Origin of the sequence: Caballeronia sp. DA-9, from assembly GCF_051615025.1 — a bacterium.
Lineage (GTDB): Bacteria > Pseudomonadota > Gammaproteobacteria > Burkholderiales > Burkholderiaceae > Caballeronia > Caballeronia sordidicola.
The window spans coordinates 2,143,965-2,158,735 of sequence record NZ_CP195133.1 but is presented as its reverse complement, the minus strand read 5'-3'; the positions used below and the strand labels follow the sequence as shown (position 1 = coordinate 2,158,735).

The following is a 14,771-nucleotide window of genomic DNA, read 5'->3' as shown; positions in this document are numbered from 1 at the left end:
GTGTCTTTCAGTCCTTTTTCCCACGTAAGGCCGCGCTAATTCTCGGCGGTTGGGAATCGAGTATCGTGGGTCCATGGTCTGAGCAATCGACGCTTTTCATCAAGCTATTAGTAATCCGAATTTAATATTCAGCCGATAAGAATTTTTGCAAGGTAGCCTGCATGTCATTGAGCGTGTCGAACGTCAAGGACGTGGCCGTTGGCGGGGTGGCGACGTTGATCGCGCTCGCCAGTCCCTACATGGCCTCGATGTCCATAACAAGCTGGATGATGCTTCGAGACGCGCTGTCAGGTCTGTTCGCGGTTGCGGTCGCGCTGGCCATTCCTGCTCATCTCGCGTGGCATACCCGGCGCATGGCTGCGGAGATATCGCGTCAAAGCTTTCAGGCGACCGTCGACGCCGTCATCGCAAGTTGCTCTCTTGCCCAACAGGCCGATAGCGGGCTCTTGGCGGGAACGGAACCATCACGTTACTTCCTGGGCGTCTACAACGAATCGCAAATCGACCATTCGATCCGGCGCCTGGATCAGATCGACCGCCGGTCCATGCCCAATGCCGCCTGCCGCGCAGCACTCGACCGTGCACGCATGAGCCTGCATCTTTTCTTTGGCGCGTTGCGTCATGCATCGAATGAATTCTGCGACTCTCGCGGCATTCCCGACGGCGGAATGCGGACGCTCCATCTTGCCTACGAAGCCTGTGCCCTGAATACAGATGCTCTGCAGAAAGAGCTGGTGCGCCTGGATCTCGCCAGCACGGTCAAACATAATCGTCTTTCGGAGCAGTCATGAAGACGCTGTTTTTGCAGGCGCCGTCATATGACGGATTCGACGGCGGCGCGGGCTCGCGCTATCAGGCGAAGCGCGAAGTCCGTTCGTTCTGGTATCCGACCTGGCTTGCACAACCCGCGGCGCTCGTCCCGGGCAGCCGCTTGCTCGACGCGCCAGCGGACGGGCTCCCGGTTGCGGACGCGCTGTATATTGCCGCGCAATACGACCTCGTCATCATGCATACCCGAGAGATAGGTCCGCAAGCCCATGCGTCGTACAGCCTGCGCGATCGAAAAATCATCCGCGACGCAGTTCCGGAACGCACGCAGCCCGCCAACCGCGTCCAGCGTCTCGCGGCGAATGGCAAGCGTCGCACCAAACCGAAGCGCTGCGAGCCTGCCGCATGCGCCAGATACACGGACGGTGAAAACCATTCGTCGATAAACAGCGCCCCCAGCCGCGCCCAGAAATTGCCGATTCTGCGTGCACGATAAAGGCATGTGACCACGCCCACGTCCGCCGTCAGCAGCGGCCCGGTCACCTTCACGAGATAGTCGGGCTGGACGGAAATGTCGCTATCGGCGATCACGATCAATTCGTGACGCGCGCGATTTTCCAGATTGATGAGATTGCTGACCTTGCGATTGCTGCCGTAAAGCGATGCATCGACCGCGAGCTTGATATCCGTGTCCGGATGCGCTGCGCGCAAGCGCTCGACAATAGCGACCGCAGGATCTTCCAGCGACGCCACGCCGAATAACAGCTCGAAGCAGGGATGCGTTTGCTTGCAGAAGGTTTCGAGGTTCGCATGGAGACGCGGCTCGAATCCGCAAAGCGGTTTAAGCACGCTGACAGGGCGCAGCGAGACCGGCTTTTCATCGGTATTGACGCGCCGGACCGGGACCGTAGCGCACGAGCGCGGCGAACATGATGTAGAGCGTCGCCGCGCAGCACGGGACAACCAGCGCCCATTGCGCGGGCGATATCGATGCAAGAATGATCCGGCTCCCCATGGCAAGGATCAACGTAAGCCGCGCAGCCGTCACGAGCATCACGGCAGGCTGCTTGGACTGCGTCAGGCGATCATAGAGACGGATTCGTCCGGGTGAATTAGCGTTCGCTTACACACTTGCAATGGCATCATTACGTTCGGCCCGGCCGCATGCGTTGCGTTGCGCCACATGGCGCTCGATGTGCCACGCCAACCGGGAATCCGGGCGATCAAGCAATGTCGGGGGTATCGAATGGATGGTGTGAAGAAGCGCACGCGGCGGTCGTTGCAGATGCGTTTGTCCATGTGGCTCGCTCTCGCCGTCCTGCTCAGCGCGGTCGCCGCTGGCATTTTCTCGTTCAGCGCGGCCTTCGATGAAGCGAACGACGTCCAGGACGGTCAACTCGAGGAGATCGCCTCGCTGCTCACAGCCGACAATCTCGACGTCATGGAGACCGGCTCGCGCCGCTATGTCCCGACCCGCGAACCCGAAGCCAAGGTCGTCGTTCAAAGACTCGGTGACGCAGGTGGCGCCGCGTTGCTGCATCTGCCCGCGCATCTCGCCGACGGTATCCAGACACGCGTGCTGGACGGGCGCGAGTGGCGCATAGTCGTGCGCACGCTAGCGGCGGATTCCCGCGTCGCCATAGCGCAGCAGACGTCCGATCGCGACGAGATCGCAATCAACAGTGCAATCGCCACGCTCGTGCCGTTCGCCGTCCTGGCGCCGCTGCTGGTCTGCGTGGTGTTTCTTCTGGTGCGCCGCATGTTCCGGCCGCTGGTGAAGCTGGCGGCGGAACTCGACGCCCGTTCGGATCATGATCTTTCCAGGATTACCGGCGCTGACGACATGCGATTGCCTGCCGAAATCATGCCTTTTCTGGTCGCCAATAACCGGCTCTTTTCCCGCGTGCTCGATGCCATGGCCATGCAGCGCCGTTTCGTGGCCGACGCTGCCCACGAACTCCGGTCGCCTCTCACCGTGCTGACCTTGCAGGCAGAGCGCCTGTCGCTTTCCGACATGTCGGCCGAAGCACGCGAGCGCTTCATCGCGCTGCGGGCCGGTCTCGCGCGTGCGCGTGCGCTGATCGAACAGTTGCTGACGCTTGCGCGCATGCAGGACGAAACCGTTGCACAGATACAGAGCGTATCGATTGGACGCGTGCTGCGGCTGGTGCTGGAAGAGCTGATGCCGCTTGCAGAATCTCGGCAACTCGACATTGGCATGGTCGAGGAACTCGACGCGCAAGTGCCGGCGGGCGAGACCGATCTCACCATCCTGCTGAAAAATCTGGTCGACAACGCAATCCGCTACACGCCTCATGGCGGCCGGATCGACATCTCCATGACGCGGGACGCGGAGTTCCTGCATGTCCACATAGACGACACTGGCCCGGGGATTGCAACTGACGAGCGCGAAAGAGTGTTCGACCGCTTCTACCGCGTGTTGGGAACCGGGCAGACCGGTTCGGGACTCGGTCTGGCAATCGTGCAGACCATCGCCACGCGAATCGGCGCGCGCGTGCAACTAGGCGACGCGCGCTGGCCCGATCATCACAGTGGCTTGCGGGTCACCGTGTCATTTTCGAACCGCTCGCTGTCGAGACCGTCTGTATCGAATCCGGCGGGAGTCGGTGCGGACTGATGTCGCAGTGCGCCACGCGCGGCTTGAAAAGTGAAAAGAGCGATCGCGCAACTGGACCGGCTTTCGCCCGTTCATGATGACCGCGTTTCGTGACCCACCCTCCGGTCGCGATTTGCAGGTTTGTGTTCAGAATCACGGTCCGTAGCTATTGGGAACTTTCAATCGTCGCTTGGTCATCAAAGCTTCATAAGGAACAATCCCGACAATTTTCTTTCGATCAATATTGAGAATCATTATCGTTAACGATAAGATGCGGCGAATTGTAAACAATCGTTTAACGAGGAATGGATTCCATGAAGGCCAACAAGCGCGACCGTCTGCGCGCACGTCAACGACCCGCGGCGCTCGCGCTGACGCTCGCGTTCGCATCGAGCGGACAGGCGATCGCCGACGAAGCCGTTAGCGCGCAAGCGCCTGCTACAACGCCCGCATCAACCTCAGCTTCTACACCGGTTTCCGGCGGTGAAGGCGCGCTTCCCGCAGTCAAAATCAATGCGGCACGTGTCAGCGAAAGCGAGCCCGAGCGGGGCTACCAGGGCCGCCGTGCATCGGTGGCGACGCGTACCGACGCGCCTCTTGTGGATGTGCCGCAGGCAGTCAACGTGGTCACGTCGCAATCGATCCAGGATCGCGCGCCGGACAGTCTCGCTGAAGCGCTCGAAACCGTGCCGGGCGTGCGCATGGGCAACACGCTTGGCGGTACGCTGGACGCGCTGGTCAAGCGTGGTTTCGGCGACAACCGCGACAATTCCATTCTTCGCGATGGTCTGCAGTCCGTACAGCCGCGCAACTTCACGCCGACGACCGAGCGCATCGAGGTGTTGAAAGGCCCGGCGTCGATGCTCTATGGCATTCAGGACCCGGGCGGCGTTGTGAACGTCGTCACCAAGAAACCGCAACTGGAGCGGGCGAATTCGGTTTCCGGTTTTGCAAGCAGCTACGGCGGCGGAGGCGCGCAAGCGGACTTGACGGGCCCTATTGGTACATCGGGGCTGGCGTACCGGTTCATTGCCGATCACCAGAACGTGGATTACTGGCGCAACTTCGGCTACAACCGGCAGGATACGATTGCGCCCTCGATTGCATGGTATGGACGCGACACCAGTGTGCTCGTTCAATACGAGCATATGAACTATTCGGTGCCGATTGACCGCGGCACGATTATCGATACTCGCACGGGCAACCCGGTGTCGGTATCGCCGAAAGAGCGGTTCGACGAGAACTACAACATCTCCGCGGGCCGCTCCGACGCGCTCAACGTACGCGTGGACCACAAGCTGAGTCAGGACTGGACCGTGCATGCCGGATATGGCTGGAACCGCACGTATTACAACGATCAGCAAGCCCGCGTGCTGACGCCGAACTTTACAACGGGAATCCTGACGCGCCGCGTGGACTCCACGCAAAACGGAGTTCAGTCCACGCACAACTTCACGTTGAATCTGGAAGGCAAGGTCACCTGGTTCGGATTGCGAAACGACATTCTGACAGGCTTCGACTACATGCGGAATTACCGGGTACTGGCGGATTTGTATCGCGGCAAGAATAACTCGACGTTCAACATGTACTCCCCGGTCTACGGCACGCTTCCTGCCACTTACACACTGTCGCCGGCGGACAGCGATCAGACCGACAAGCTGATCGAGCGAGGCGCATTCATTCAGGATGCCATACATCTTGGCGACCGCTGGATTCTCCTGGGCGGCGTGCGTTATGACAACTTCCAGGAACTGACAGGCAAGGGCAGGCCGTTTGTGGTCGGATCCACTCAAAGCAACAGCAAGTTCGTGCCGCACGCGGGCCTTGTCTACAAGATCACGCCGGAGTGGTCGACGTATGCGAGTTACAGCGAATCGTTCAGGCCGAATACTTCAATTGCCGCGCCTATTGGTACGCTGCCGCCGGAGCAGGGGCTTGCATACGAGATTGGCACGAAGCTCGAGACCAGCCGCATTACCAGCACCGTTGCGCTCTTCGACATCCGCAAGAAAAATATTCAGACGACACAGACCATCGACGGCGTCAACTTCGTGCGCAATGCAGGGCATGCGCGGTCGCGCGGCCTCGAAGTCGATGTGAACGGCCAGCTCACTGACCGCTGGAGCGTGATCGCGAGCTACGCGGCGACCGAGGCGCGCTACAAGGACGACCCGCTCGTGGGCGGCAATCCGCTGCCCAACACGCCCAAGCATGAAGGCGCGTTTTATCTCACACGCGATTTTGGCAACGTTGAAGTCGGACCGGCAAGCGGACGCGTGCGAGCAGGCGCAGGCGTGCGCGTTTTCAGCAGCATGGCGGTCGGCGACGGCACCGGCAAGGTGTATCAGTTGCCGTGGGGTCATGTCGCCGATGCGTTCGTATCGTGGAACTCGCATATCTTCGGCCAGTACATCGACTGGCAGCTCAACGCGCGCAATATCTTCAACTCCACGTATTACACCGGCAGTTGCTGCACGGGCACGCCGTTCGTCAACATTGGCGAAAGCCGGCAAGTGATCGTGACGGCCAAGCTGGACTTCTGATCGTGAAGTGCATGCTGATTGCGCTGGGTTGCGCCATGATCGCGCCGCTGACGCATGCCGGGTCGCCGCCGGCCTATCTTGTCGATGGCGCCATTCGGACTGCGGGCGCGGAACATGGCGACATTCTGGTCGATGGATTCAACCGGCTCTATGTCGCCGCACATCCGGGCGTACGCTTCGGGCTGCCTGTGAGCGGCACGACAAGCGCGATGCCATGGCTCACTTATGGCCGGGTCCTGTTCGCGCTGATGGGCCGCACGGCAACGCCGCAGGAGCTTGCTGCCTTCGAAGCGGAGAACGGTGTACCGCCGCTTGAAATCCGCATCGCGCATACGTCGGATAATCCGACCGAAGACCTGTCGTATTCGCTCGGCATTTATGTGAATCGCGCGAATCCGATTGATGCATTGAGTCCCGGACAAGTCGCAAGGATGCTGTCGGCGGGCAATCCAGGCGGCGACTATTCGCGATGGGGCCAGCTCGGGCTTACGGGCGAATGGGCGGCACGCGCGATCCATCCGTATGGCACGCCGGAATACACCGGCATGGGCGTATATATGCAGTCGACGCACCTCGGCAGCCGCCCCTTTGCAGCTAATTACGAGGCGCACGGCAGCACGCCCGACATATTGAAGCGTCTCGCCGATGACCCCGCGGGCATCGCGTTCGCGGCCATCAATCGCGGTAATGCACAACTCAAGCAGGTAGGAATCCTGACGGAGAGTGGCGCTTCGGCGCTTATCGGTACGCGCGACGAAGTTGCCGCCGGGCGCTATCCATACGGGCGTTATGTCTACATGTATGTGCGCCGGACAAGAAACCAGCCGATCGACCCGGTTGCCGCGGCTTATCTGCGCACGGTGTTGTCGACTGAAGGTCAGGCGCTGATCGAAACCCAGCCGCGCGGGTATATCCGATTGAATGCACAGGAACGTCTCGATGAACTGGAGAGGCTGAAATGAATCCGTGGTCTTTTCGCGCGCGGCATGTCGTGACATGCATGACCGTCATGCTCGCCGGTTGCGCCACGCCGCGTCCGTCGTCTTTACCGGACGTGGATGCCGCATTGCCCGCGTGGCAACCCGCACCCGTCAGTGTTCCCGCTGGCGCGCGCTACGTGACGCGCGCCGGCGCGATCCGCGTGGGTGGTGCGGAACATGTGAAGTACATCGTCGAACGGTTCGATGCGCTATTTGCAAAGACACATCCTGGCATCACGTTCGATAACCAGGCAAAAGGCACGACCAGTTCCCTGCCGCTCGTGACGTATGACGTGATTCTTTTTGGTCCGGTCGGGCGCGGCATCAACCCGGTGGAACAGAAGGCGTATCACGATGCCAACGGTGGCGAGCCACTTGAGCTTCGCGTGGCGCACGCGTCGAACGATACGTCGCAGCATCTGGCGACATCGCTCGCCGTCTATGTGAATCGTGCCAATCCGGTCGAGCGGCTAAGCGAGCAGCAGGTCGCGAAGATGCTCTCCGTGGGCAACCCTGGTGGCGACTATTCACGATGGGGCCAGGCGGGCCTTGGCGGCGTATGGGCACAACGCGCGATCCATCCGTATGGCACACCGGAACACACGGGCTTTGGCGACTACCTGCAGACGAATCATCTCGACCACCGGCGGCTTGCGCCTTCGTCGGAACAATACGGCGACACGGGCTCGATCCTGAAGCGGCTGGAAGCGGACCCGGCGGGGATCGCCGTCGCCGCGATCGGGCGTGCTACCGACAAGATCAAGGCCGTGCCGATTGTCAGCGCGAACGGAGCCGCTACCACGGGAACGCCTGCGGAGATTGTCGGCAACGTCTACCCGTATGGGCGTTTCCTTTATTTTTATCTGCGTCGCGTGCCGGGCCAGCCGCTCGATCCCATCGCTGTGGAATACATGCGCATGGTGCTTTCGCGCGATGGGCAGCAGATCATTGCATCGCAAACAAAGGGGTATATGCCGCTAACCGCCGAAGAAGCGCGCGTGGAACTGGCGAAGCTTAAATGATGCATACAAGGACACGGAACACGCCGATCATGGTCAAACTTAAATCGGGAACGATGGCTCGCGCCGCGGCTATTCTTCTTTCAATGAATCTTCTCAGCGCACACGCCGCTGATGCGCTGACGCTTCCTGCTCAAAGCGCTTACGTGAACTCGAAAGGCTCCATAGCGATCGTGGGCGACGACGCCATGCGCGGCATTGTCGAGAGCCTCGACGCGTCGTTCGCGCGGGACTATTCATCGTTCCGATTCGTGCTCGAGACGAAAGGCGCATCGACTGCGCTGCCCGCGCTGACCGCTGACGTCAGCGCGCTTGCACCGATCACACGCGACGCGTTCGATGGCGAACGCGCGGGGTTTCGCCAAGTGCACGGGCGCGACCCGATCTTGGTGCGTGTGGGTTATATAGTGGAACGGCCCGCGGTTGTGATCGTCAATCGGCGTAATGCAATCGATGGCATGACCCTCACGCAAGTTGCGCAAATCTTTACGTCCGGCGCACCGCAAGGAGACATCAACTTCTGGTCGCAACTCGGCAAGACTCAGGTGCCCGCGGAATGCCGTGACCGTCGCATTCATCTATATGGCCGTCGCGATGACGGGACGGTCGCCACGACCACGCGTCGCATCAAACTCGGCAATCATCCGTTCGCGGCAACTTACGAGACCTTCGACAACGCGAACGGCGTAGCGCAAGCCGTGAGCGACGACGTTTGCGGGATTGGCATGATCGGCGCTGGAGAGCAGGTCAACTGGCCGCAGACGGTGCGGCCGCTCGCGCTAGGAACGGAAGACGGCAAGTATGTGCCTCCGACTGCCGACGCAATAGCAAGCGGGCTGTATCCGCTCGCTTCGCATGCGCAATTCTATGTGTATCGCGCCGAGGGCAAGCCGCTCGAACCCTGGATCAAGGCTTATTTAAGCAAAGCGCTTTCAAACGACGCGCAGTCCATGATCCGCATGCAACCGGGCTTTGCGCCGCTTTCGGCCGCTGATCTCAAACGCGAGCGCGACCGGCTTGCGGGTATGTGATGCGATTACGGATTCCTAGCGACTCGCCAAAATTCGGCGAGTGTCTTCCTAAGTGTGCCCTAAGCAATGTTCAGTAATCCTTGATCCAGAATCAGCAAACTTCTGGATAGGGCTTAGACATGACAGGTAACGCGCGGGAAACATTCAAACATGCGGCGAGCAGGGTCCCGCAGGTAACGCTGGTGTTCTGGATAATCAAGATCGCTGCAACAACGCTCGGAGAAACGGGTGGCGATTGGGTGACAATGTCGCTTGATCTTGGTTATCTGATTGGCTCGGCTATCTTTGCGGTCATTTTCCTTGCGCTTGTTTCGGGGCAGATACGGGCCGACAGTTATCGACCTTCCCTGTACTGGGCTACCATCGTCGCGACCACTACGCTTGGCACGACCATGGCCGATTTCTTTGACCGGTCTATTGGCGTGGGGTATCCGGGTGGTGTTTGCATTGTGTTCGCGCTGCTGCTTGCAAGCCTGGGCATTTGGTATAAATCGCAGGGAACCGTGTCCGTCCAGAGCATTAAGACGCCCAAGGCGGAGTGGTTCTACTGGATAACTATCTTGTTCTCCCAGACGCTAGGTACCGCGCTGGGTGACTGGGTCGCAGGCACGGACCGTGGCGGCCTGGGTCTCGGGTACGAATACGGTGCGTTGATTTTCGGCGTCTGCCTTGCAATCGTAGCCAGTGCTTATCTCTGGACGCGCATTTCTCGCACGCTGCTTTTCTGGGCTGCATTTATATTGACCCGTCCGTTAGGCGCGACGCTGGGCGATTTCCTGGACAAACCCATTGCAGAGGGAGGCCTGCACATTAGCCGGCTTTATGCATCCTTGATATTGCTTGTTTTTATTGTTGCAAGCGTAGCCTTTCTGCCTCAAAGCCCGGCAACGTCGGACGAGCAATCGTGAAGGCGCACGCGCAATGTCTGAAACGTGCCTTGGCGCATTGCGAGATTTAGCGAACTTTCATCGATCTCCCGCTATTTGTGCAGAACCGCGATGACACCTCACCAGGAAAGGGGATGCCAGACTCACCTCTGGTTTTATCGCCATAGGGCAGCCTGCCAACATGTCTCAAAGATGTGCGAAGATATCAATTAGTTGTCTTCGGCATGCCTGCCGAGGAGCGGTTTCGCGCACTCATCTCGTCATGACCTTACGAAAATCTAATAACCGGTCGGATCACCCCGGTAAGGCCCCTGCGCATAAGGTCGCGACGGTCGGCCAGGCGCTGACGTTCGGCACGCTCGGCGAACGCGTTGCGGACAAGCTGGTTGCCAAGATTCATGGTGACGCGCTTGCGCCCGGCACGCGTCTGCCGTCCGAGCAGGCCATGGCGCAGCATTTCGGCGTAAGCCGTACCGTAATGCGCGAGGCTATTGCGCTGCTCAAGGCCGACGGGTTGCTGATGACTCGCAAGGGTAGCGGTGCATTCGTTTGCGAGGGCGTTCCGCAGCTTGACCCGCTTACCGAGCAGTCGGTGCAGTCGCTACTTAATCTGACTGAGGTGAGGTGCGGTCTTGAAGCCGAGATTGCCGCGCTCGCAGCGGTCAGGCGCACGCCCGGTCAGCTTACGCAAATCGAGCATGCGCTGCGACGGGTCGAGGAAGCCATGGCATTGGGCGGCGATGGCGTGGACGAAGACGTCGCGTTCCATTTGTGCATTGCCGAAGCCACCGGCAATCCATATTGGGCGAAATTCGTGCACATGTTTGTCCCGCAAATACGGCTGGCGGTCAAGGTGACGCGCGCCAACGAAGCGCGCCGGCTCGACTTCGCCGCGCAGGTTCGCGCTGAGCATGAACTGATTGTCGCGGCAATTGCAGCCGGTGATCCAGATCGCGCACGCGCTGCCGCGGGTGATCACATGGTTTGCGTGGCCGAGCGCGTCCGTCTTGCCGATCGGGACTTCTGGGCGGGCAGCGGCGGCGTGTTGGCGCGAGATCTGGTACGGGACTTTTCGAACTGACAACGGGCGGATCCCGCCATTCCGGCCCGGTTCAGATAGCCTCGATTCGATAAAACCGCGCTGCGGTATCGTGGAACAAATCTGCTTTTTCAGTGACCGATGCTTGCGCCGCGACGCGTTTGTACGCGTTCCAAAGCACGCCATAAGCAATATTGCCCTTGTCCACTGGGAAGTTGCTTTCAAACATGCAGCGCCGCGCGCCGAAAGCTTCTACGCAGGTTTCAACATATGGCCGGATAACATCGGCGACCTCGGCCGAGGAGGGCGGCCGCGGGCGATTATAAAAATCAAATCCGAACAGGGTCATGCCAAAGCCACCAAGCTTTATGTGCACATTCGGGTAACGTGCAAGTTCCAGCATGGAAGTGCGCCATTGTCGAAAGACTTCATCGCGTCGCGCGTGGTAAGGCCCGATTCCAAGCGGGCCACCGACATGATTCAGGACCATTGGCGTATCCGGAAATGCGCCGGCCAGCGAACGAAGTTCTTCCAGTTGCGTGTGAACAACCCAGGCATCGAAACTCAAACCGAGGGGCGCAAGGCGGCTTACCCCTTCGCGAAAGCGCGGGTCCATCAACAGATGCGGCGGCGGAGTGGCAACGGAGGCACGCACGGTTGGATCGGCATGCCATACCCCGATGTTCCTGATGCTTTTCATCCGGCCTTCCGAACACCGGATCAACTCCTCCAACACCGGCGTGACGCGCGCGCCCAGCAGCAGGTCGGCATGTCCCACCATGGCGGCGGCCACTCGTGTGCGTGAAGCGGCTTTGCGGGCGGCTTCAATTTCCTCGAGCACGAATTCGATCTCGCCCAGGGATGCCATCTCGGGCGGTCCGTCGGTGCGATAACACGTCTGGCATTCAATGAACACAGTGGCGCGAACGTTATGCCCTGACGCAAGATCATGAAGAAGATCGGTGCTGCGATAAGTCTTGTCCGGAAACTGCCATAAATGATGATGTGAATCGATAATCGGCAGTGATGGTTCCAGGGCCTCCTCTACATGCAGGGAGAGCCAGTCTGGACGAACGGGAATATGGGGCGGCGGCGAAATATCCTGGCTCATGACATTCTCCTTCCGGCCACGGCATGCTGCGACACCATGCCAGCCGCCCGTGCACCGATCGGTTTCCAGGTCAGGAACCACGCGGACATTGCGCCCACGAGGAAAATGATGCCTGCAGCAATGATGGCCGCCGCAAAGTGACCCGTGGCCTGCACGATGTATCCCGTGACAATGGGCGCGAAGAATCCGAACACGTTGCCACCCATGAACTGAAGCGCCACCGCGCGGCCAATGTCGCGGCGCGTGCGTAACAGGTCGCCCAGCAGCGCGACGTTAAGAGCAATGCCGGCAGAGGCCGCGCCCAACGCCACGGTGATCAGACCCAGCACGACCCAGACATTGGAAATCATCGGGATGAAGACAATGACTGCTCCTGCCGACATGACTGCGCCAACCAGCCTGCGCCGCTGGCCTTTTTCGACTGCAGTGGGGTTAAGCGTCGAATCGCTTAGGAAACCTAATGCCATTGAAATGACGATGGAACCGAGATAGGGAATCGCCATCGCCGTACCGCTGCCCAGCAGCGTCATGCCGCGTTCGGTTTGCAGATAGTTGGGCAGCCAGGTCAGGAAAAGATATTGCGTATAGACATTGCACCCTTGTGTAAGCATCTGCGCCCACATTGTCCGTTCACACAGGAGCCCGGTCAGCCCGATCGATACGGCGTCGGAACCTGTCTGCTCGGAGGTTTCACGCTCGCGCAGAATTGTCTCGCGTTCGTCCTCGCTAATCCACCTGGTGTTTTCGGGCGCCTTGAAAAAGAAAAGCCATGCGGCAATCCAGAAGAAACCCACGCCACCACAGATGGCGAACGACCAGCGCCATCCGGCAATCGAGATCAGCCATGACAACGCCAGCGCACCCAGCGCCGGACCGAAATACGCGCCCGAGTTCAACGCCGTCATGGCGACGCCACGTTCCCGGCTTGGCGCCCAGTCGCGGATGATACGCGCGGCCGAAGGGTAACAGCTCGCTTCGCCCGCACCCATGACAATACGGGATACAAGCACGCCCATTGCGCTCGTCGCGGCTCCGGTGACCATGGTGGCGAGCGACCAGACCGTCATGCTGATCGCGGTGACGGAACGCGAGCCAAAACGGTCGACAAGCAAGCCGACCGGTATCAGAAAGAGCGCGTAGCCCCATAAGAAAGACGAGAACAGGTAGCCGAGCTGGACCTTGTTGACGTGCAAGTCCGCGGCCAGCGGCCCGGCTCCTACCGAGAGCACGACCCTGTCGAGATAGTTGATGGTGGTTAGAAGGAACAGCATCAGATAAACCCAATACCGCGCCCTCCAGCGAGTGGTTTTTGTCGTCTCCAATGTGTATCCCCTAGTAGTGCGCCTTTGGTCGGTCACTTCAGCCCGGCTTATTGAACCAAGGAGCGTGTTTGAGAAGTTCGCTAGTGACCGGCGCTCCAGGCGGACATGCGCCGCTCGCCGCTCGCCGCTCGCCGCTCGCCGATTACGCTTCAGGTTTGTTCTTCATGCATGACTCGCCGCTTCGCCGCTACCAATGCAGACAGGCAACGATCACGCCACAGACGGCGGGCAGGCAAGCTATTGGCCGGCGTCAGCATTCGCCGCTCTGCTTCGACAGTCTCTACGAGCGCCGCGTGCCATTCGCGCGGGTCGGCCTGTTCCTTGGCCAGACCGTAGTACATCGGACCCAGATTGCGGCAGTACTGCGCCACGCCTTCCTGCGCATTCAGGTCGATTGTCTCGAATGGACCCATGAAAAACCAGCGCAAACCGAGACCGTCCGCGACGGCCTTGTCGACATCGGCGGCGCTGCACAGGCCATCCTCGACGAGACGGAAGGCTTCGCCCAGCAGCGCGCTTTGAAGGCGGTTCACCACAAACCCATTGATCTCACGATTCAGGCGTATTGGAGATTGCCCGACCCGTTCCATCAACGCGGCGGCTTCATCTAGGACGCCGGCTTGAGTCCAGGGCGCCGGAACGAGTTCTACCAGCGGAATCAGATGCGGTGGATTAATGGGGTGCACGACCAGACAACGCTCGCGATGCACGAGATGGTCGGTGAAAGACGAGGCTGGCAACCCCGACGTGGAACTGGCCAGGATAACGTGAGGCGGAGCGGCCGCATCGAGCCTTTGATACAGATCGCGCTTGATCTCCAGGCGTTCTGGCGCGCTTTCCTGAACATAGGCCGCATCTGTCAGCGCGTCTTCGAGTGACGTGGCGGCTCTTAAACGTGCGCAAACAACGTCCACGTCTTCTGCACTGCCGCCGCCATCGGGAGGTAGGCTTTCCAGGGAAGTGCGCACGAACGCGAGTGTTTGTTGTACTGACGCGGGCAACGCGTCATAGACGGCGACTTCGTAGCCCGCCCGGGCAAAGACCAGCGCCCAAGAGGATCCGACCACGCCGCATCCCACTACTGCCACTTTTGTCATGCTTGCTCCGATTGTGTGCCAGACAAAAAGTACAGAGGCACATGATTTTCATCGACCCCTCGTTGCGCAAAGGTCTGAATGCTTCACTTCGTCATTAGATTACACATGAAAAAATAGGTTGTAAATATCAAGTAGACATCTTTTAGACAGGATAGCTTTATTAAAGACGATCGTTTTGATCGTGCTTATGGCTGTGTTTTCGTCTGATGGATGCAGATGTGCGCAATGGCAATTCGGCCACGCGAAATTCGCGTTTGCTTTTATTTAGGCATCGCGCAACAACGCGGCAAGCCTTCATAGCAGCGCATGTATGCCGTGGCGTTCCGCGAACCGGCATCGAGGCAGTTTCGTGCGGAT

Annotated in this window: 12 protein-coding genes and 2 pseudogenes; 9 read left to right on the top strand and 5 right to left on the bottom strand. The window is 59.7% G+C overall.

Annotated features, from left to right (window positions below; genetic code table 11):
* Window positions 1-161 precede the first annotated feature (161 nt).
* Both ACRWA7_RS26090 and ACRWA7_RS26085 read left to right on the top strand, forming a co-directional pair.
* Entirely contained in the window at window positions 162-791 is a 630-nt protein-coding gene (locus ACRWA7_RS26090) for a hypothetical protein (RefSeq protein WP_438393180.1), read from the top strand.
* A pseudogene (locus ACRWA7_RS26085) lies at window positions 788-1,015 on the top strand (hopanoid biosynthesis associated radical SAM protein HpnJ); the annotation flags it as partial. The gene ACRWA7_RS26090 and the pseudogene ACRWA7_RS26085, both read left to right, overlap by 4 nt.
* On the opposite strand, the pseudogene ACRWA7_RS26080 reads toward ACRWA7_RS26085, so the two are convergent.
* Both ACRWA7_RS26080 and ACRWA7_RS26075 read right to left on the bottom strand, forming a co-directional pair.
* Window positions 1,004-1,617, bottom strand: a pseudogene (locus ACRWA7_RS26080) (glycosyltransferase); the annotation flags it as partial. The pseudogenes ACRWA7_RS26085 and ACRWA7_RS26080 overlap by 12 nt on opposite strands.
* A 28-nt stretch (window positions 1,618-1,645) precedes the next feature.
* Window positions 1,646-1,825 (bottom strand): hypothetical protein, encoded by a 180-nt coding sequence (locus ACRWA7_RS26075; RefSeq protein ID WP_438393178.1) that lies wholly within the window; start codon window positions 1,823-1,825, stop codon window positions 1,646-1,648.
* A gap of 189 nt (window positions 1,826-2,014) precedes the next feature.
* Between ACRWA7_RS26075 and ACRWA7_RS26070 the strand changes: the two genes are divergently transcribed.
* The 7 genes from ACRWA7_RS26070 (at window position 2,015) to ACRWA7_RS26040 (ending at window position 10,926) form a co-directional block, all read left to right on the top strand.
* Window positions 2,015-3,406, top strand: a complete 1,392-nt coding sequence (locus tag ACRWA7_RS26070) for an ATP-binding protein (protein WP_438393177.1) — start codon at window positions 2,015-2,017, stop codon at window positions 3,404-3,406.
* Between the two features lie 293 nt (window positions 3,407-3,699).
* Window positions 3,700-5,928, top strand: coding sequence for a TonB-dependent siderophore receptor (locus ACRWA7_RS26065; protein ID WP_438393175.1), 2,229 nt, complete (start codon window positions 3,700-3,702; stop codon window positions 5,926-5,928).
* An 11-nt stretch (window positions 5,929-5,939) separates the two neighbouring features.
* Window positions 5,940-6,890 (top strand): PstS family phosphate ABC transporter substrate-binding protein, encoded by a 951-nt coding sequence (locus ACRWA7_RS26060; RefSeq protein WP_438396785.1) that lies wholly within the window; start codon window positions 5,940-5,942, stop codon window positions 6,888-6,890.
* Window positions 6,887-7,930, top strand: a complete 1,044-nt coding sequence (locus tag ACRWA7_RS26055; RefSeq protein ID WP_438393173.1) for a PstS family phosphate ABC transporter substrate-binding protein — start codon at window positions 6,887-6,889, stop codon at window positions 7,928-7,930. The genes ACRWA7_RS26060 and ACRWA7_RS26055 overlap by 4 nt, the downstream gene beginning before the upstream one ends.
* Before the next feature lie 29 nt (window positions 7,931-7,959).
* On the top strand, window positions 7,960-8,958 hold the full coding sequence (locus tag ACRWA7_RS26050; protein WP_438393171.1) for a PstS family phosphate ABC transporter substrate-binding protein: 999 nt from the start codon (window positions 7,960-7,962) through the stop codon (window positions 8,956-8,958).
* Between the two features lie 119 nt (window positions 8,959-9,077).
* Entirely contained in the window at window positions 9,078-9,866 is a 789-nt protein-coding gene (locus ACRWA7_RS26045; RefSeq protein ID WP_438393169.1) for a COG4705 family protein, read from the top strand.
* Window positions 9,867-10,107: 241 nt separating this feature from the next.
* Entirely contained in the window at window positions 10,108-10,926 is an 819-nt protein-coding gene (locus tag ACRWA7_RS26040) for a FadR/GntR family transcriptional regulator (protein ID WP_438393167.1), read from the top strand.
* A 31-nt stretch (window positions 10,927-10,957) separates the two neighbouring features.
* On the opposite strand, the gene ACRWA7_RS26035 is transcribed toward ACRWA7_RS26040, so the two are convergent.
* The 3 genes from ACRWA7_RS26035 to ACRWA7_RS26025 all read right to left on the bottom strand — a co-directional run bounded on the left by ACRWA7_RS26035 (window position 10,958) and on the right by ACRWA7_RS26025 (window position 14,414).
* Complete coding sequence (locus tag ACRWA7_RS26035) at window positions 10,958-11,995, bottom strand: amidohydrolase family protein (protein WP_438393165.1); 1,038 nt, start codon at window positions 11,993-11,995, stop codon at window positions 10,958-10,960.
* Entirely contained in the window at window positions 11,992-13,266 is a 1,275-nt protein-coding gene (locus ACRWA7_RS26030; RefSeq protein WP_438393163.1) for an MFS transporter, read from the bottom strand. The genes ACRWA7_RS26035 and ACRWA7_RS26030 overlap by 4 nt, the downstream gene beginning before the upstream one ends.
* A gap of 200 nt (window positions 13,267-13,466) precedes the next feature.
* Window positions 13,467-14,414, bottom strand: a complete 948-nt coding sequence (locus ACRWA7_RS26025) for a 3-hydroxyacyl-CoA dehydrogenase (RefSeq protein WP_060818860.1) — start codon at window positions 14,412-14,414, stop codon at window positions 13,467-13,469.
* Window positions 14,415-14,771: the final 357 nt, after the last annotated feature.

Coding starts and splice junctions, on each gene's coding strand:
- ACRWA7_RS26040 (WP_438393167.1), top strand. CDS start 10,108: ATGACCTTACGAAAATCTAATAACCGGTCGGATCACCCCGGTAAGGCC.
- ACRWA7_RS26030 (WP_438393163.1), bottom strand. CDS start 13,266: ATGCTGTTCCTTCTAACCACCATCAACTATCTCGACAGGGTCGTGCTC.
- ACRWA7_RS26045 (WP_438393169.1), top strand. CDS start 9,078: ATGACAGGTAACGCGCGGGAAACATTCAAACATGCGGCGAGCAGGGTC.
- ACRWA7_RS26050 (WP_438393171.1), top strand. CDS start 7,960: ATGGTCAAACTTAAATCGGGAACGATGGCTCGCGCCGCGGCTATTCTT.
- ACRWA7_RS26025 (WP_060818860.1), bottom strand. CDS start 14,414: ATGACAAAAGTGGCAGTAGTGGGATGCGGCGTGGTCGGATCCTCTTGG.
- ACRWA7_RS26035 (WP_438393165.1), bottom strand. CDS start 11,995: ATGAGCCAGGATATTTCGCCGCCGCCCCATATTCCCGTTCGTCCAGAC.
- ACRWA7_RS26065 (WP_438393175.1), top strand. CDS start 3,700: ATGAAGGCCAACAAGCGCGACCGTCTGCGCGCACGTCAACGACCCGCG.
- ACRWA7_RS26060 (WP_438396785.1), top strand. CDS start 5,940: ATGCTGATTGCGCTGGGTTGCGCCATGATCGCGCCGCTGACGCATGCC.
- ACRWA7_RS26070 (WP_438393177.1), top strand. CDS start 2,015: ATGGATGGTGTGAAGAAGCGCACGCGGCGGTCGTTGCAGATGCGTTTG.
- ACRWA7_RS26055 (WP_438393173.1), top strand. CDS start 6,887: ATGAATCCGTGGTCTTTTCGCGCGCGGCATGTCGTGACATGCATGACC.
- ACRWA7_RS26090 (WP_438393180.1), top strand. CDS start 162: ATGTCATTGAGCGTGTCGAACGTCAAGGACGTGGCCGTTGGCGGGGTG.